The sequence below is a fragment of the Rhodanobacteraceae bacterium genome, assembly GCA_016713135.1.
In the GTDB taxonomy this organism is placed as follows: Bacteria; Pseudomonadota; Gammaproteobacteria; order Xanthomonadales; family SZUA-5; genus JADKFD01.
The window spans coordinates 93957-113787 of record JADJPR010000006.1 but is presented as its reverse complement, the minus strand read 5'-3'; the positions used below and the strand labels follow the sequence as shown (position 1 = coordinate 113787).

The following is a 19831-nucleotide window of genomic DNA, read 5'->3' as shown; positions in this document are numbered from 1 at the left end:
ATTCGGCGAGACTGCCGCCGTGGCCCATTCCAGCCTAGTCTTCGCGCCCAGCTTCCGTCGAGCCTGTGCAGCATGTCCCTCCCCGAAAACGACCGCGATTTTCCCCGTGCCGCCGAACGTGTGCTGGCGGTGACGCCGACCGTCGCGGACGCCGATCCCGAGGAAACGCGCGAATGGCTGGAGGCCCTCGACGCGGTCGTCCACATTGACGGCAAGGAGCGCGCGCAGTACCTCTACGATCGACTGGCCGACCACGCCCTCACGCGCGGCGTGCAGTCGGCCCGCGCGCGCATCACGCCCTACTGCAATACCATTGCGCACACGGCGCAGCCGCCCTACCCCGGCGATCTGGAACTGGAAGCTCGCTTGGGCGCGGCGATGCGCTGGAACGCGCTGGCGATGGTGGTGCGCGCCAATACCGAGGCCGGCGAACTAGGCGGGCATATTGCCAGCTATGCGTCAGCGGCCGATTTGTTCGAGGTGGGCTTCCACCATTTCTTCAAGGCCGCCGGCCACCCGGACGGCGCGGACCTGGTGTACTTCCAGCCGCACTCCTCACCTGGTGTTTACGCGCGTGCGTACCTCGAAGGCTTCCTGCCGGAGGAACGGCTCGCGCGGTACCGTCGCGAGATCGGCGCGCCCGGCCTGTGTTCCTACCCGCATCCCTGGCTGATGCCGGATTTCTGGCAGTTCCCGACCGGCTCGATGGGCCTGGGTCCGATCAGCGCGATCTACCAGGCGCGCTTCCTGCGCTATCTCGAACATCGGGGTCTTGCGACCACCCACGGCCGGCGCGTCTGGGGCTTCTTCGGCGATGGCGAGATGGACGAGCCCGAATCGATCGGCGCGCTCTCGCTCGCCGCGCGTGAGCGGCTGGACAACCTGACCTTCGTCATCAACTGCAATCTGCAGCGCCTCGACGGTCCGGTGCGCGGCAACAGCCGGGTGATCGATGAGCTGGAGGCGCTGTTCACCGGCGCTGGCTGGAACGTGATCAAGGTGCTGTGGGGCTCCGATTGGGACGCGCTGTTCGCGCGCGACACCGGCGGCGAGCTGCTGCGCGCCTTCGCGCACACCGTCGACGGCCAGTTCCAGACCTTCTCCGCCAACGACGGCGCCTACAACCGCGAGCGCTTTTTCGGCCAGAACGCGGAGCTCGCGGGGCTGGTCGAGGGCCTGTCGGACGGCGACATCGATCGTCTGAAACGCGGCGGCCACGATGCGCGCAAGCTGCACGCGGCCTATGCCCACGCACTGGCGCACAAGGGCCAACCGACCGTAGTGCTGGCCAAGACCATGAAGGGCTTCGGCATGGGCAAGGCCGGCCAGGGCCGCATGACCACCCACCAGCAGAAGAAGCTCGACATCGACGAGCTGCGTGCCTTCCGCGACCGCTTCGGGCTGCCGCTGGCGGATGCCGAGGTCGAGCAGTTGCGCTTCTACAAGCCGGCCGAGGACAGCCCGGAAATGCGCTACCTGCACGCGCGCCGCGCGGCACTCGGCGGCCAGCTTCCGCGCCGCCGGGCGCGCAGCAGCGAGAAGCTGCCGGTGCCCGCGGTGGAGTCCTTCGCGAAGTTTGCGCTGGAGGCCGAGGCCAAGGAGATGTCGACCACGATGGCGGTGGTGCGCATGCTCGGCAACCTGCTGAAGGACGCAGCGCTCGGCCCGCGCGTGGTGCCAATCGTCGCCGACGAGGCGCGCACCTTCGGTATGGCCAGCCTGTTCCGCCAGGTCGGCATCTACGCGCCGCACGGCCAGCAGTACGAGCCCGAGGACCTCGGCTCGATGCTCTACTACCGCGAGGAGAAAAGCGGCCAGATCCTGGAGGAGGGCATCAGCGAAGCCGGTGCGATCAGCTCGTGGATCGCTGCGGCGACGAGTTATTCGACCCACGACCTGCCGATGCTGCCCTGCTACATCTATTACTCGATGTTCGGCTGGCAGCGCGTCGGCGATCTGATCTGGGCCGCGGCCGACCAGCGTGCGCGTGGTTTCCTGCTCGGCGCCACCAGCGGCCGCACCACCCTCGGCGGCGAGGGCCTGCAGCACCAGGACGGCGCCAGCCATCTCGGCTTCGCCGGCGTGCCGAACTGCCGCGCCTACGACCCGGCCTTCGCCTACGAGGTGGCCCTGATCGTGCAGCGCGGCATCGAGGAGATGCTCGGCGAGCAGAACGACGTCTTCTATTACCTGACCGTTGGCAACGAGAACTACCCGCAGCCGTCGATGCCGGCGGGCGTGCGGGAGGGCGTGCTGAGGGGGATGTACTGCGTGAGCCCGGGGCTCGGGACTCGGGAATGGGGAATTGGTGGCGCGGCGGCCCACCTTCTTGCGGGTCTGACCGATCGGGAGCTACGAGTGTTGCGGACGGCTTCGCGGCGCAAGCGGCTTCCTGCGCAGTTAGGCCCGCAACAACGCATCCGGGAATAGGCGAAGGCCTGGGAAGCTGAAGGGGCGTCGTGCGCGTTCCGCCACCGATTCCCCGTTCCCCATTCCCGAATCCCGCCGTCCCCAGGTTCAGCTCCTCGCCTCCGGCGCCATCCTTCCGCAGGCCCTGAAAGCCGCGGACCTCCTCGCGGAGCTCGGCGTCGACGCCCAGGTGTGGAGCGTGACCAGCGGGACCGAACTGCACCGCGATGCGATCGACTGCGAGCGTCTGGCGCGCGTGCGCTGGGACGAGCCGGCGCCGGTGGCCTATGTCTCGCGCCAGCTCGCGGCAACCTCCGGGCCGGTGATCGCCGCCAGCGACTATCTGCGCGCATTGCCGGAACTGATCCGCGCCGCGGTGCCGCGGCGCTACGTCACGCTCGGCACCGACGGCTTTGGCCGCAGCGACACCCGTGCCGGACTGCGCGATTTCTTCGAGGTGGATGCGTCCGCGATCGCGTTCGCGGCGCTGCGCGCATTGCACCAGGATGGGTGCATCGAGTCGAAGGTGCTGGGCGCGGCCGCCGCGCAACTGGGCTGGAACAACCGCGAGCCTGACGCGCCCTGGCTGCGCTGAATTCGCAAGAGTGCGTACTCCCATTGACACGTATTCGGCGTATTGTCCGACGAGCGGTAGGGCCGGGGCCCGAACCGTGAAATCGACAACTGATTGCGCCGCGTGGACGTGTATCGCCACGCCCGCGGCACTGGGAGTTCGCGTATGCCCGCACCGGTCTTCAGGTCCTCTCACTGGTTGGCTGCGGCGCTTGCGTGCGCTGCCGCGTCCACCGCCGGCGCGGCGCCCACGGTTGCCAATGACAGCTACAGTGTCAACGTCAATGCCTCGTTGAGCGTGCCCGTCGGTTCCGGCCTGCTGGCCAACGACACCGGCTTCAATGCAACGACTCACCGGCTCGAGTCCAGCGACGAGTTCAGCCAGTTTGGCGGGCGCGTGATCGTCGCCGCCGACGGCAGCTTCAGCTACCAGCCGGTGCCGGGCTTCCGCGGCGTCGACAGCTTCCAGTACACCGTGCGCGACGCCACCGGCGCGAGCACTGCTCTGGTCAGCATCGACGTGAGTGGCGAAACCGTCTGGTTCGTCGACGACAGCGCACCGGCGGGCGGCAACGGAACGCGCTCGGCGCCGTTCAACAGCTTCGCCCCGCTCAACGGCGCTTCCGGCGTCGGCGATATGGACGCCAACGGCGACACCATTTTCGTGTTTGCCGGCACCTACGATGTGACCTTCGACCTGGAACCCGGGCAGAAGCTGTTTGGCGAGGCGGCGGGCCTCGATCTGGTCGGCACCGCCAACGATGTTCCGCCAGGCACCCGGCCGCTGATTTCGTCCGGCAACAGCTTCCCCTTGATCGAGTTGTTCGGCGCTGGCGGCCGTGTCCGCGAGTTCAATATCGCCAATTCCGGCGGCAAGGCCATTTCCGGCAACGGGGCCGGCGGCTTCACGCTGGAGGGCATTGGCATTGCTTCTGCCGCCGGAGCCAGCGGTGCGATCGAGTTCATCAACAGCGCGGGCGTGATCACGATCCAGGGCGTCGCCATCACTGGCGCTACCCAGGCGACCGGATCAGCCCTGTCCTTCCTCAACAACGCGGCCGCAGTCAGTCTGTTCGGAACCACTGTGTCCGCCTTCACCGGCGGCTACGTGCTGAATGTCTCGGACAACAGTGGCACGATCACCTTCGACAGCGCCAGCGATCTCAGCAGCAGCAACACCCGCGGACTGGCCATCACCACGCAGGGCGCCGCCGGAACCGTGACCCTGGCAGGTGTCGATCTGAACGGCGGCGCCGCGAGTGAACCGCTGATCCGGCTTCAGGGCAACAATGCGACATCGCGAGTGATCTTCGCCGAAGGTGTGCTCGCCGATGCGACCAGCACCGACACCCAGGCCTTCAGCTCTGACGGTGGTCGTCTGCGCATCGACGGCACCAACAGCGTGCTGACGTCCACCGACGGCCCGGCGTTGTACCTGGAAAACGTGAATCTCGTGGCGAATGCCACCTTCACCACACTGTCATCGACCAGCAGCAACGCGCGCGGCATCAGCGTGGACAGCCCGGTGGGCAACAACGACGTCATCGTCACCGGCACCACGACCATCAGCAGTCCGACCACCGAGGCCATCCGCGTCAACAGCGCCTCCGCCAGCGACTTCCTGCTGCAACTGGCCACGCTGACCTCGACCGGCGGCACCGTCGGCATCTCACTGACCAACGCAGCCCTGACCGTCAGCAACAACACCAGTGCGATCACCACCAGCGCGGGCCCCGCGGTGGTCTGCACCGGCGGCACCGCGAATCTGGCGCTGGCCACGCTGACGGCGGCCGGCGGCAGCAATGGCGTGTCCTTCGATGGCTGCGCCGGCACCGTGACCGCGGCCGCCGGCACGCTCAACAGCACCGCCGGTGCCAGCAATGCCGTGGTGAACCTGGTCAACGGCGCCGGTACCAATGCGCTCAACTTCACCTACGGCGGAACCATCAACAAGGCGAATGCCGGCCCTGCAGTCAACATCGTCGGTCTGGCGGTGACTGGCAGCAACGCATCGGGTGGGGTCGTCATCAACAACAATGCCCGCAATGTCACCTTCACAAATCTCAACCTCGGCACTGCCGGCGCCCGCTTCGCCACCACGCCCGTCGCGCTTGGCGGCAACACCGGCAGGGTCAACCTGGGCAATGTCGCGATCTACACCAATGCCGCGACCGCTCTGAACATCAATTACGCCAATGCCAGCCCGGGCCGCGTGACCACTGTCTTCTGGATGTGACGGGCAATGCGACAGCGTTGGTCGTCAATCACGCCACCCTGCATGAAGTGGTCCTGACATTCGCCACGATCACCAGCACTGGCGCGGGTACTCACGGCATCAATCTCAACCGGACCAGCGGCCTGTTGCTGGTCGAGACTCTGGTCAACCTGGGCGCCAAGACGACTGCCGGTGTCGAGATCGCCAACTCGAGCATTTCCGCGAACATCCAGGAACTCGACATCAATGGGGCCCTGGACGGTGTGCGCTTGAGCAACAACACCGGCGATTTCACGATCATGGGCGATCTCAATTTCGTCAATGTGCACAGCGACGGACTCGGCGGCACCTTCACCAATATTGTCGACAACGCCTTCGACCTGACCAACATCCAGGATTTCCGGGCGACCGACGTCATCGTCAACGGGACCGGCGGGCATGGCGTGACCGGCACCGGGATCACCGGCACCAACAACATCTTCTCGAACGTCGATTTCAACAATATTGGCAACGCCGACAACGAGCACGTTTTCAATTTCCGTGAGGGCGCCGTCTCCGGCGCTCAGGTCAGTGGCACCCTCGATATCAACAACAGCATCATCCAGAACTTCACCGACAACGGTTTGTACCTGGAGAACTTCAGCGGAAACCTGGATTTCCGTTGGACCAACATGACCCTGCGCAACAACATCACGACGACGGCCTGCGGTGGCGGCAACTGCAATGGTAACGGCATCCTGTTGCGCGCGGACGGCACCGCGCGGATCAATGCCTTCATCCAGAATGCGGTTTTCGAGGATATCGACGGCATCGCCCTGACCGCCAATCCGGAAGGCAACAGCGGGGCACGCATGGACCTCGCTGTCGTCTCCAGTGCCTTTACCGCGGAACCCTACGCTGGCCCTTCGAATACCAACAATGGCGAGGTCGCGATCAGCCTGCGCAATGCCCAGGGCAACAGCACCCTGAATTTCCGGCTGTTCTCGAACGACATCCGCAACTACACCGGCGAGTTCGCCCTCGGAATCGTCGAGATCGAAGGCGGTGATTTCACCACCACCAACGGCGTGGTCAGCGACCTCTATATCTACAACGCGCACGAAGGCGATGCCGTCGGCATCTTCTCGGACGGTGCCAACACCGGCGGTTCCGGCACCACCAACTACGACCTGATCCTCTCGTTCAACAATGTGCGGACGCCCGCGGCACCGCGGGCTCATCGTTCTACTTCTCCGGCAATGGCGCGATCAGCGGCAGCGATGCGAACGCCCAGATCACCCTGACCAACAGCCAGTTCCCGATTTCGCCCACCAAGGCCTTCTGGCGCACGGTCGACCTGACTTTCGATTCCGGATCTGCCAATTTCAACCGCGCCTGTTTCGACATCCGCAACAACCAGGTGGCAGCCGGCAGCAGCGGATTGCCCGCCATCGACCTCTACTACATCAGCTCCACCATCTTGCGGCTGGAGGGCATGAGCGGTACCGGCGATGTGAACGCGCAGAACTACCTGAATGCCAACAACACGCTTGGCATTTCGTCATCGGTGGGAGTGCTGAACAACATCACCAGCGCCACGTGTACCGACCCAACCCTGCCCGCCGCGTTCCCGTTCAACTGAGCCGGAGGAAAACCATGAACAGCCTTCGCTCAAACAAGTCCTTGCGCACCCTCGGCCTGGCCTGTGGCCTGTTGCTGCTGCCCGCGGCGCCTTTGTCCGCGGCCGTGGTCCAGATCCAGAAGGCCCTGCCCTCCGACTTCACGGTCGACGTACCGCTGAATGTCCCGGATGAGCGCATGGGTGAATCGGTGGCCATGCACCAGACCTGGATGGCGGTCGGTTCGCCGAATGGTCCGGCGCGCAGCGGTTCGGTGTCCATCTACGAACGCGTCGCAGGTGCCTGGGTGTTCCGGCGCAAGCTCGCGCCGCCGACGGAACAGGCCGGCAGCGGCTTCGGCTCGGATGTCGATATCTATGAGGCGGGCGGACTGGTGACCGTGATCGTCGGCGCCCCACAGTGGGATGCCGCGCAGGTCAACCAGGGCCGCGCCTTCATCTTTTCGGACACGGACGCATCGTCCACCGGGTTCAGCTTCACCACCGTCACCATCGATCCACCGGGCGCCGAGACAGACGGCCGGTTTGGCGCCGCCGTGGCGCTTTTCGGCGACATCGCGGCCATTGGCGAGCCGAATGATGGGGTGACCAACGACGGCTCGGTGTCCATCCGATCGCGCAACAACGGCGGCACCAATGCCTGGGGCGCGGCTGCGCTGCCCAAGGTCGGCAACTTGGGCAACGCCTTCGGCGCCTCGGTCGACGTGTCCGGTGAGTACCTGATCATCGGCGCGCCGTACGCGTCCAATCCAAGCGGCGACCGGATCGGACAGGCATTTGTCTTTCGCCAGGACCTCGGCGGTTCCAATGCCTTCGGTCTCAAGCACACGCTGTCGCCGGCTATCGCCGAATCCGGCATGGGCTTCGGTCAAAGTGTCGCGATCTGGGACTCCAATCCCGGGGCCGCGGATTCGGCTTCGCGCTCGCTGGTAGGCGCACCACTGTCCGACAACAGCGGCTTCGTCGATACCGGCTCGGTCGCATTCTTCAACGATGGCACGCTCAACTTCAGCCATGCTTCCGCGGCCGCTGGCAACGTGAATGGGCACCAGGGCTACAGCGTTGCGCTCGATGGCGACAACGCGATTGCCGGCCGGCCCTCGCAAGCGGTGTCCGCACAGGCGTCGGCCGGGCAAGCGAATACCTATGCCTACAACGGCTCGATCTGGGCCACCAACACCATCAACCTGGCGCAGACCGGTGCAGCTGCCGGACACCAGTACGGTCGGTCCGTTGCCATGGCCGGTACGCTGGCGGTAGTCAGCGCGCCGGGAACACGCCTCGGCCAGGTGCCGCGCGCCGGCTCGCTGACCTCGCTGAACAAGCCGGGCGTCACTTGGGCCGTCGACACGGCGGCCACACCGGTGAATGCGCTGGAAGACTTGCCCACCCTGTCGCTGAACCAGCAATTCAGTGATCGAACCGCCATGAGCAGTCAATGGCTTGCCGTCGGCGTGGAGGGTGATGACAACGCGAAGGGTGCCGATGCGGGCGCGGTCTACATGTACCGCAACAATGCCGGCATCTGGACGCCGCACAGCAAGTTGACAGCGCTGTACGGGGCCGCTGGCGATCATTTTGGGCAGGGAATCAGCGTGGACGGAAATCGCCTGGTTGTCGGCGCCCCCACTTTCGATGGTTTCCCGACCGCCACCAACGACGCGGGCGCCGCCTATGTGTTCTTGTTCAATGGAACCGAATGGGTCCAGACGCTGGAGCGGACGGCGCCGAGCCCATCGGCGAATGCCTTCTTCGGCAATCGCGTTGACCTGATGGGTGATGTGCTCACGGTCAGTGCCACTGGCGAGAATTCAAACACCGGGGCGGTCTACGCCTACCGTGACCTGACCTTCATGACGGGAGCGATTGCGCTGCCGATCCCGGGCCTGACGCCGGGCGCGGGCGCCGGCTATAGCGTGTCCGTTGACGAGCCAGCCGCCGGCACCGCCAACGATGAGAGCATCGCGGTCGGGGCGCTCTTCCTGAATGCGAACGAGGGCGCGGCGTGGGTGTTCAGCGGCGCCACGTTCGCCAGTGTCGTCAGCCTGGCCAATCCGACACCTGCCACGCGGTTCTTTGGCAACAGCATTTCGATTTTCAACGGACGTCTGGCCGTCGGCGCGCCCACCGCGTCCCCAGCCACCAGCGGCGCGGTGCATGTGTTCACCGGCCCCGGCTACACCAATGTGCAGACCCTCTCACCGAGTGGCTCGCCGGGTCAGTTCGGGTTTGAAGTCGACCTCGACGACACCCGCCTTCTGGTCGGCGCTCCTGCGACCAACGGGCGCGCCGGCAGTGCTTACGTCTTCTCGCGCAGCGGCAGCAGTTTCAGCGAAAGCGCCATCGCACTGCCCGCCGACCTGCTCGCCAACGACGAATTCGGTGGAACGCTGGCGATGGCCAACGGCATCTTCGCCGTTGGCGCACCGCTGCATGACGCCGCGGGCAATGGCGTCGGCGCCGCCTACCTGTTCGAGGAGGCGCCCGAAGTCACCGTCACGCCGACCACGCTCGCCGTGTCCGAAACCGGACCGACCAGCGACAACTTCAGCGTGTCGTTGAACCAGACGCCGACCTCGAACGTCACCATCGAGCTGACCTTCGGCACCGATGTCCAGGTCAACGCGGGCAGCGGCTTTGGCGCGTCGCCGCAGACTGTCACCCTGACCCCGGCCAACGCCACCACGGGCGTCAGCGTGGCCGTGCGCGCAGTCGATGACGGCATCGACGAGGTCGATCCCGAAGCCGTCACCATCGTCAGCGCCAACACCAGCAGTGCCCAGTCGCGCTTCAACAACCTTGTGGTGGCCGATGTCACGGTCAATGTGGCCGACAACGACACCGCCGGCGTCGGCATCGCGCAGACGGCCGGCAGCACCGCCGTCAGCGAATCGGGCAGCACCGATACCTACACCATCGTGCTCGACAGCCAGCCCGCCGCCACGGTCAACGTCGCCATCGCCTTCCCCGCCAGCGACCTCAGCGTCAACGGCGATACCGATGGCATCTTCGACATCAGCTTCACCACGGCCAACTGGAATACGCCGCAGGTCATCTCCGTGGCCGCGGTCAACGATCGTGCGCTGGAAGGCAACCACAGCGGCAACCTGGTCCATGCATTCACCAGCGCCGACGCGATCTACCATGGCATCACCGCCCGTATCGATGGCAATGCCGGCAACAACTTGCCGGTAAGCATCGTCGACGACGAGTCGGCAGTGCTCGAATGGGTGCCGGCCAGCGCCAGTGCTGCCGAGGGCGCGAACAACATCACCACGGTGCGCCTTGACATCACGGCCTCCCCGGCTGGCGGAACGCCAACCCTTGAAGGCACCATCGACGCCAGCATCGGCCAGACCCTGGTAAGCGCGGAAGCGGCCGATCTGGGCGCGTTCACGCCGAGTGTCTCGTTCACCAACTCGGTCGACCTCGCCACCGTTGCGGTGACGGCCGCGCACAATGTCGACACCCTGGTCGAGGGCAACGAGAGCTACTCGCTGACGCTGTCGATCACCGGCGCGCCGCTTGGGACCAGTGTGTCGCCGACCCCGTTCTCCGGCACGATCACCGACGCGCAATCGGCCACGGTCACGCTCAGCGGCAACGCAAGCGTGAGTGAGTCGGCGGGCAGCACGCCGCTGACCGTCACCCTGAACACCGGCGCCGGCAACACGCTGGAGGGCGCCGCCAGCGTCCAGATCAACCTGGTCGATGGCACTGCCAGCTACGGCGGCGGCACCGGCGACTTCTCCTTCAGCGGACCGAGCAACACCGCGACCGTGAACTTCAGCGCGGGATCCGCCAACGGCGCGACCCAAAGCGCACCGGTGAGCATCGGCGAGGATGTCCTGGTGGAAGGCACCGAGAACTTCACCGCCAGCCTCGGCGGAACCACCGGCGCGATCAGCGCGTCCGGTCCGGGCGCCACGCTGACGATCACCGACAACGACACGGCGGTGGTGAGTTTCCAGGCGCCGACCAGTACCGTCGGCGAAGCCACCACGCCGCACAGCGTCAATGCCCTGCTGACGATCACGGCCGTGGGCAGCGGCACGGCGTCGCTGGCGTCGCCGCTGACCGTCGCGGTCACACAGTCGCCGGGAACGGCCACCCCGGCGGATTACACCCTGTCGACCACCAGCGTGGTCTTTGCCGCGGCCGCTCAGAGTGCCGCCACCCAGCCGATCGCGATCGCCATCGTCGACGACATCATCACCGAGTCCGATGAGACCTTCACACTCGGCTTTGGCGCGGTCACCGGCAGCGGCACTGCGTCCGGCACCCACGTGGTCACGATCACCGACAACGACACCCCGGGGATCACCGTCACCGAGAGCGGCGGCAACACGAGCGTGGTCGAAGGCGGTGCCAACGACAGCTACTCGGTGGTGCTGAACAGCCAGCCGACGGCGGACGTCACCGTCAACCTCACCTTCGATCCGGCCCAGGTCGTCGTCAACGGCGATACGGACGGTACAGTGTCGCTGCTGTTCACGCCGGGTAACTGGAACCTGGCGATCACGGTTCCGGTGGTGGCGGTCGACGACACCGTGATCGAAGCCAATCCGCACGGCACCACCATCGTGCAGGCCGCGGCCAGCAGCGATCCCTTCTATGCTGCGATCGATCCGGCGGATGTCGCGGTCAGCATCGGCGAGAACGACACGCGGGAAATCACCTTCGCCCTCGCGAGCAGCAGTGTCAGCGAGACTGCCGGCACGCACGTGGTCAACGCACGCCTCAACCTCGTGGCCAACGGCACCCCGGGCGGCACCATCGCGACCGACATGTCGGCGAACGTGTTCCTGGTGCTTGGCAGTGCCGAGCTGGCCGACCTCAGCCTGGATAGGGCCCAGGTGACCTTTGCGGCCGGCAGCGCCCACAACGCCATCCTGCCGATCAGCCTGACGCTCATCAATGACCGCCTCCTCGAAGGCGACGAAACCGGCACGCTGAATTTCGGTCTGGTCGGCAGCCCCGGCACGGTCAGCGGCACGCATGTGCTGACCCTGACCGACGACGAGTCGGGCGCAATCGCGTTCACCGCGCCCACCGGCAGCACCAGCGAGTCGGCGGGCACCTACGGGGCTACCGGACGCCTGACGATCAGCGGGACGGGTACCGGTCCGCTGGCCTCCGAAGCCGCCGTCAGTGTGGCCCTCAGCGACACCGCGGGCAGCGCAGCGACCCCGGCCGACTACACCCGCAGCACCGGCAGCCTGGTGTTTGCGGCGAATGCGCCGTCGCCGGTTGACCAGCCGATCTCGGTCAGCATCGCCAACGACGTGCTGATCGAGAACGTCGAGACCTTCACGCTCGGCTTCGGCGCGGTCACCGGCGCAGGCGCGCTCAGCGCCAGCGGCACGCAGTCGGTCAGCATTGCCGACAACGATCTGGCGCAGGTGGCGTTTGCGCCGGCCAATGACACGGTCAGCGAAGGTGCCGGCAGCTTCAGCAAGCCGGTGGTCCTGACCCTGACCGCCGATGGCGTTGGCACGCCGAGCCTGCAGAACGCCATCGTGGTGCCGGTGGGCTTCACCGAAGGCACCGCGACCGAGCCCGAGGACTTCACGCTGGCGACCAGCAGCCTGAGCTTCCCCGCTGGCGCGCTGAACGGCGCGGCGCTGAACGCGACCGCCAACCTGATCGACGACGCGATCAGCGAGGCTGGCGAGGCCTTCGACCTGACCTTGGGCAATGGCTTCGTCACGCCCAACATCACCCTCGGCCGCGCAGCGACCACCGTCAGCATCACCGACAACGACACCCCGGGCGTGACCATCACCGAGAGCGGCGGCACCGCCGTCACCGAGGGCGGCGCTACGGACAGCTACACGGTGGTGCTGACCAGCCAGCCGACGGCCGACGTGAGCATCGCGCTGACCGGCAGCCAGGTGACGACGACGCCATCCTCGCTGACCTTCACCAGCGCCAACTGGGACACGCCGCAACCGGTGACCGTGACGGCCATCGACGACGACATCGACGAAGCCAGCCCGCACACCGGTTCGGTGAGCTTTGCGGTCACCAGCGGCGACAGCAACTACAACAACTTCGTGGTGCCCGCAGTCAGCGTCCAGGTCACAGACAACGACACTGCCGGCGTGACCGTGACCGAGTCCGGCGGCAACACCGCCGTGACCGAGGGCGCTGCCACCGACAGCTACACCGTGGTGCTGCAGAGCGAGCCGACGGGCAATGTGACTGTGGTGCTGTCGACCACCGCCCAGATCAGCCTGGCGCCGCCGGGCCTGACCTTCACACCGGCCAACTGGAACGTGCCGCAGACCGTGACCGTCACCGCCACCGACGACAGTGTGGTCGAAGGCCCGCACACCGCGAGCATCAACCAGTCGGTCACCAGCAGCGACCCGAACTACAGCCAGGCGCTGCCGGCGATCAGCGTGGCCATCACGGACAACGACAGCGCGGTGGTGAACTTCGCGCCGGCGGCGCTCAGCCAGTTGGAAGGCAGCACCCCGATGGCCTTCAGCGTGACCCTGAGCAACCCGGTGGCTTCGGGCGTGACCCTGACGCTGAACAGCGCCAACGGCACCGCGACCGCGGCCGACTACACGCCGATCAGCGGCGCCACGGTCAGCTTCCCGGCCAGCAGCACCACCGCGCAAACGGTCAACGTGGCCATCGCCAGCGACGCGCTGGACGAGGACGACGAGACCTACACGCTGACGCTCTCGGGCCTGACCGCCACCGGCGACGTGACGCTCGGTACCGCGGTGGCCACCGGCACCATCCTCGACGATGACGCCACGCCGACGCTGTCGATCACCAGCCCGAGCCAGCCTGAAGGCGATGCCGGCACCAGCACGATGACCTTCACGGTCAGCCTGTCGGCGGTCTCCGGTCGCGATGTGAGCTTCACGCGGGCCACGGCCGATGGCAGCGCGACGGTGGCGGACAACGACTACGTGGCCATCCCGTCCGGCAGCCTGACCATTCCGGCCGGCGATAGCAGCCTGACCATTCCGGTGACGATCAACGGCAACACCACCTTCGAAGGCAACGAGACCTTCAGCGTCGAGCTGACCGGCATCGCCAATGCCACGCCAGGCATGCTGACCGGCACCGGCACCATCGAGGACGACGACCAGCAGCCGACCACGACCACGATCACCTCCGACCTGCCCGATCCGTCCGTGGTCGGCCAGCCGTACACGGTGAGCGTCACGGTGGCGGCGCAGACGCTGTCGCCCAGCGGCACGGTGACCATCAGCGACGGCAGCGCGAGCTGCGGTCCGGTGACGCTGACGGCAGGCACCGCGCCGAACGCGACGGCGAGCTGCGCCCTGACCAGCACCACCGCCGGCGCCAAGACCCTGACCGCGAGCTACACCGCCGCGACCACGGCCTTCGGCGACAGCAGCGGCACCACCAGCCACCAGGTCGATCCGGCCAGCACCAGCATCAGCGTCACCGGCCCGACCCGTAGCCGGATCAACCAGCCGACGAGCTTCAGCTTCGCCCTCAGCGTCAACGCGCCGGGTGCGGGCACGCCGACCGGTACGGTGACCCTGAGCAGCGGATCGGCCAGCTGCACGGCCACGCTGCCGGCGACCGCTTGCGACCTGAGCTTCGACGCCCTCGGCAACCGCACGGTGAGCGCCAGTTACGCCGGCGATGGCAACTTCAGCGGCTCGAGCAGCAGCGGCGCGGGCAATGCGCAGACCTTGGTGTATGCGTTGTCGGATCTGTCGCTGACCAAGAGCGACGGCGTGCCGACTTACGAGCCCGGCGATCTGCTGGTCTACTCGGTGATCGTGCGCAACCTTGGGCCGGACGCGGCGGCGAATATCCGCATCACCGACGCCATCCCGGCCGGCCTGATCGACGTGACCTGGACCTGCGACGCCTCTGGTGGTGTGGCCTGTCCGGTGACCGGCGGCACGGGCAACCTGGATGTCACCATCGCCAGCTTCCCGGTCGGCGGCCTGCTGAACTTGACCTTCTACGGCAACGTGGACGGCAGCCCGGCGAGCATCGCCAACACCGCGGCGATCACCCTGCCGGCGGACACCACCATCGAGGATCCGGTGCTGGGCAACAACAGCGCGACCGACACCGATTTGCTCGACGGGCTGTTCGCCAATGGCTTCGAGGACCCGCAGGTGAACGCGCCCACCGGCAGCGTGCGCATCCCGGCGCTGGCCCTCGGGCGCTCGCTTGGCGACGAAGCCAGCGTCGCATTCCGCCTGCGAGACGCGCAGGGCGAGGCGGTGCGTGTCTACGCGCGACTGAACGAGGCCACGATCCAGTACGCGGTGGCGCAGCGCGCCGGCAACGGCCGCCTGCGCCTCGGCGCGTGGACGGCGCTGCCCGGCGAGCCGAGCCTGAGCTGGACCGCGCGGCAGACGGCGGCGGGCTGGCTGGTGGAGACGGCGGCGCTGCGCTGAGCGGCCGCAGCGCCGTGGAACGCCTTCGCCGAACCCTGGCCTACGAAAGCCTGTCCCGCAGCCCGGTGTACGCGGCTCCATCGCGTACACCGGGTGCTCGCCTCAAGCGCCGCCGGGGAACGACTTCGCCGCACACCGACCAACGAAATCCCACCCCGTTGCCGGGTGTTCGCAGCGCCGTTGCGTTCACTGGGCAGGACCGAGCGTTGCGCTTTCCGTGGGCCTTTGACCCCTATGGCATGATCGGCCGCTCTGCAGATGACCAGGTTTTGAATGCGGTGCTTCGGCCCACGAGATCGGATCGGCCTGATGCTTGGATCGCTGCTGGTCTGCTCCGGGGCGTTGGGTCGACCGATGGTGGTCCGCCATCTGAGTTCCACCGAGGGCCTGCCGGTGGCCAGCGCCAGCGCGGCACGCATCGACGCCGACGGATTCCTGTGGGTAGCGACGCACGACGGCCTGGCACGCTTCGACGGTCGCGAGTTCACCGTCTACGACGCCGCCAGCAATCCCGACATGTCGGGCAACCGGATCAATTCGCTGCATGCTGATTCCGCGCGGCGCGTGTATGCCCTGTCTTCACGCGGTGAACTCCTCGCCGTGCATTCGTCCGGGATCACACGCATCCGCCCGGATTCCGCAGATCCTGAATCCCCCATTCATTATGTTGATCCGTCGACCCTCTGCCTGACGCTGAATCGCGGCTGGTTCTGTCCGGACGGCCAGGGCAAGTTCTCTCTGCGCAAACAATTCGCCTCGCCTGGCCAGGTCGCACTTGCGCTCAGTGCGGGCGACGGCGCGCTGTGGCTGGTGGTCCACCATGAGGGCGTGTACCTCGATGACGCCAACGGTCATCGCCTGGTCTACGCCGATCCCGATCTGGTGCTGCGGCCCAGGCTGGCGGAAACGCCGCTCGCCGTCGCCACCGACGCCGGTGAACTGCTGTTGGCCACCGATCTCGATCTGCTGCGGGTAACGGCCGACGGCGGTGACCCGGTAACGACCCCCGACGGCAACCGAATCATCGTGGTGCAAATGCGCGCCGACCCGAATACCGGCATCTGGGTCGGTTCCGATCTCGGCTTGTATCGCGTCGACCCCGGCTTATCCACAGCTGTGCGTGTCGGCCCGCCATCGCTGACGGGTTCGCGCAGTTGGCTCGCACCAGACGGAACGCTGTGGCGCTCCCACGACGGAGATCTGTACCGCGGCGAGGTCGCACAGCTGAAAAGTCGTGGGGAAGTGCGCGATCTGCATTTCGACAGCGCCGGCAGCGTCTGGGTCAGCACGCTGCGCGACGGCCTGTACGCCCTGTACCCGACGCGCGTCGATCTGCTCAATGTCGACAACTCGATGGTCAATGACAACATCTACGCAGTGTCCGAGGCTGGCGACGGCAGCATGTGGCTGGGCAGCCTCGGTGGCGGCCTCCAGCACGTCGCAACCGACGGAACGGTACGCACCTACGGCCTGGAGTCAGGCCTGCCGGGGCTCAACCCCTGGGTGGTATCCGTGGCGCCCGACCAGAGCATCTACGCTGCGACGTTCGCCCCGGGTCTGTATCGCAAAGCCGCCGACAGCGAACGCTTCCAGCCCGTCGCGCTGCCGCCGCCGCTCCAGGAGCAGCAGATCCTCGCGCTCAGCTTTGCGTCCGATGATCGACTCTGGGTGGGTGGCGGTGCCGGTGCGTGGCGCCAGGATGGCGAACAGTGGCAGCGCATAGGGCCCGGGGATAGTGTCGTACGCGTCAACGCCATCCTGCACGGTTCGGACGGCAGCGTGCATCTGGCCAGTCACCAGGGCCTTTGGCGGATCGATGCCGGCGGCGTGCATGCAGTCGCGAGCGCGCTGTTGGCTGGCTTGCCGGTGCGCGGCCTGTTCCGCGCCAGAGACGGTACACTGTGGGGCTGCACCGAAGGTCGCGGATTGGTGCGCATCGATGCTGATGACGCCACGGGCAGTCGCGCACGGTTCATCGGTCGCGCTGCTGGCTTGCCTTCGAACAGCCCGCATGCGGTGGTCGAGGACGCCAGTGGCAATCTGTGGGTCAACAGCAACCAGGGCATCTTCCGCCTGACCCGTACCGGCCTGACCGAGTTTCTGGAGGGGCGCAGCCGCTTCCTGTCGCCGCTGACCCTGGGCCTCGCCGACGGCCTGACCGAACTGGAGGGCAATGGCGGTGTGCAGCCCGCTGCCGCCGTCGACACCGTCGGGCGCATCTGGTTTCCGTCGCAGCGCGGCGTCGTGCGCGTCGATCCGGGGAAGTTGCCCTTGCGGCGCTCGGCCCCGCGGGCGGTCATCGATGGCGTCGACAGTCAGGGCTCGCCGGTCAAACTCGACCAACAGCGGCTGCCAATCGGGATGCGTTCGGTGCAGGTGCGCTACAACGCCGCCGATCTGCACGCCGGTGCCGAAGTGCGCTTCCGCTACCGGTTGCATCCGGTCGACCGCGACTGGACCGATGCAGGCACCCGCCGGGTAGCCGCATTCGCGGCGCTGGCGCCAAACCACTATCGCCTCGACGTGGTGGCCGGCAACAGCGACGGCTTCTGGTCGCAAGATCCCGTGGCACTCGAATTCACCGTGCCCGCTTACTGGCATGAGACCCGCGAGTTTCGCTGGTTGCTGGGCCTCGGCTGCCTGCTGCTGATGGCCGGACTGGCCCAATGGCGCGTGAGTCGATTGCGCCAGCGTGCCAAAGACCTCGATGCCCAGGTGCGCCTGCGGACTCAGGAACTCAGCGCCGAAAAGGAGCGTGTGGAAGCCACCCTGGTTGAGCTGGCGCAAGTGCACGGCGATCTGGCGGTGACCCATGGGGAGATCGAAGTTCGCAATCGCAAGCTCGCCGAGCAGACCGCACGGCTTCAGGCCCTCGACCGATTCCGTATCCGACTTCTGGCGGACGTCAGCCACGAGTTGCGCACCCCGCTGATGCTGATCAAGCTGCCGCTGCGAGAGCTGATGGAAGGCCCGCGGAGCCTTCCGTCCACTGATCGGCAACGTCTGCAATTGCCGCTGCAGCAAACCGAGCGCCTGAGCCATCTGGTCGAGCAACTGGTCGGGCTGGTGCAGGCCGAGGGTGGGCAGTTGCGCCTCAAGGTGCGCCGAATCGACCTCGTCGCCTGGGCGAAAAAGGTCATCGCCGGATTTGCGCCAATCACCGAGCAACATCAGGTGCAAGTGGTATTGCACAGCGGGGTCAGCAGCCTGCCGGTCTACGCCGACGCCGATCACCTGACCACCATCCTCGGCAATCTCCTGGACAACGCGCTGAAATACGCGCCGAGCCATACGGCCGTTCGCGTCAGCATCGATATCGACGCGCACGGCGACCGCGTCCACATCGGCGTGGCTGACCGCGGGCCGGGCTACCCCCCCGAACTGGCCGATTCGCTGTTCGATCGATTCTTTCGCGCCGACGGTCCACCGCGCGCTGGGCGCGAAGGCCTGGGCATCGGTCTGGCGTTGGCGCGCGAATTGACCGAGTTGCATGGCGGTCGCATCGGCACGTCGGTCGACGCCGCCGAAGGTACCGTGTTCTGGCTGGATCTCCCGCTCGGCAGTGCGCACATTGCCCTAGACGAGGTGGTGCTGGAAACCCCCGATGAAGCGGGTCTGCCGCTGATCGCTTCAGGACAGGATGGCGGCATTCTGCTGGTCGAGGATCACCCCGAACTGGCGGCGTACCTGAGCGAACGGCTGGCCGAGTTCTTTGCGGTGCGCACGGTGGCCACGGCCGAGCTGGCGATGGCGGAGATGCAGCGTGGTGACGTGCGCGTGCTGGTCAGCGACGTCAAGCTGCCAGGCATGGATGGCGTGGCGCTGTGCCGGACCTTGAAGGCCATGCCGGAATTTGCCGCACTGCCGGTGATCCTGATCTCGGCGAAATCAACGCTGATGGATCGCGATGCCGGAATCGACGCGGGCGCGGTCACCTGGATCACGAAGCCATTCGAGCTCTCCGAGCTGATCGCCGAGATTCGACGCTATTGGCCGCAGCAGCAGGGTGCCGCAGCGCGGCCGGCTGCACCCGCGAACGCCATCGCCCATCTTGACGACCCGATCCTGCAGATCGTGCGCCAGCGGATGGCCGATCCTGCCTTCGGGGTCGCTGAGTGGTCCGACGCTGCACACTTGTCGGATCGACAACTACGGCGAAGAGTGACTGATCTAACCGGTTTGTCGCCGATCGTCTGGTTACGCGTGCAGCGACTGAACTCGGTTCGTGAACTGATCAGCAGTGGCAGCTGCCAGACGCTCGCCGAAGCGGGTCGCCAATGTGGGTTCGACAACCCGAGCTATCTGTATCGGCTGTACCGCGCCCAGTTCGGCGAGGTCTGAACGTCAACGACCCAGCGCTGAGCGTCACGCCCGCCGCGCCGCTCGGCAGCCGGCTTGGAGCTGTTCACAGCTGGCCGCTTGGCGCGCTGCCCTGCGCAAACCGATGCAAAAGTCCGATTTGTGCCTGTCGATGGCCGAATCCTGTCTATGTCCGATTCGCGCCTGAGTTCATGCTCCCGGGCGCCACGCAGTTGCCGCGTGGCAATTCGCCTGCCGACCCGTTCGCCATTCAGGGCTTGCCGCAAATGAACAATCTCTCGCCGT

At 66.6% G+C, this 19831-nt stretch carries 6 protein-coding genes and 1 pseudogene; all 7 read left to right on the top strand.

Going from position 1 to position 19831, the window contains the following annotated elements:
• Positions 1-72: 72 nt before the first annotated feature.
• The 7 genes and pseudogenes from aceE to IPK27_08145 all read left to right on the top strand — a co-directional run bounded on the left by aceE (position 73) and on the right by IPK27_08145 (position 19567).
• Positions 73-2274, top strand: a pseudogene (aceE, locus tag IPK27_08175) (pyruvate dehydrogenase (acetyl-transferring), homodimeric type).
• A 334-nt stretch (positions 2275-2608) separates the two neighbouring features.
• On the top strand, positions 2609-3004 hold the full coding sequence (locus tag IPK27_08170; protein MBK8067597.1) for a hypothetical protein: 396 nt from the start codon (positions 2609-2611) through the stop codon (positions 3002-3004).
• 177 nt (positions 3005-3181) lie between these two features.
• On the top strand, positions 3182-5218 hold the full coding sequence (locus IPK27_08165) for a cadherin-like domain-containing protein (protein ID MBK8067596.1): 2037 nt from the start codon (positions 3182-3184) through the stop codon (positions 5216-5218).
• Between the two features lie 47 nt (positions 5219-5265).
• A complete protein-coding gene (locus IPK27_08160; protein ID MBK8067595.1) occupies positions 5266-6480 on the top strand; it encodes a hypothetical protein in 1215 nt (404 codons plus the stop codon).
• Between the two features lie 116 nt (positions 6481-6596).
• Entirely contained in the window at positions 6597-6818 is a 222-nt protein-coding gene (locus IPK27_08155; GenBank protein ID MBK8067594.1) for a hypothetical protein, read from the top strand.
• A gap of 14 nt (positions 6819-6832) precedes the next feature.
• Positions 6833-15226: an Ig-like domain repeat protein gene (locus tag IPK27_08150; protein MBK8067593.1), complete on the top strand. Its 8394-nt coding sequence runs from the start codon at positions 6833-6835 to the stop codon at positions 15224-15226.
• A gap of 309 nt (positions 15227-15535) precedes the next feature.
• Positions 15536-19567, top strand: coding sequence for a response regulator (locus IPK27_08145; protein ID MBK8067592.1), 4032 nt, complete (start codon positions 15536-15538; stop codon positions 19565-19567).
• Positions 19568-19831 lie beyond the last annotated feature (264 nt).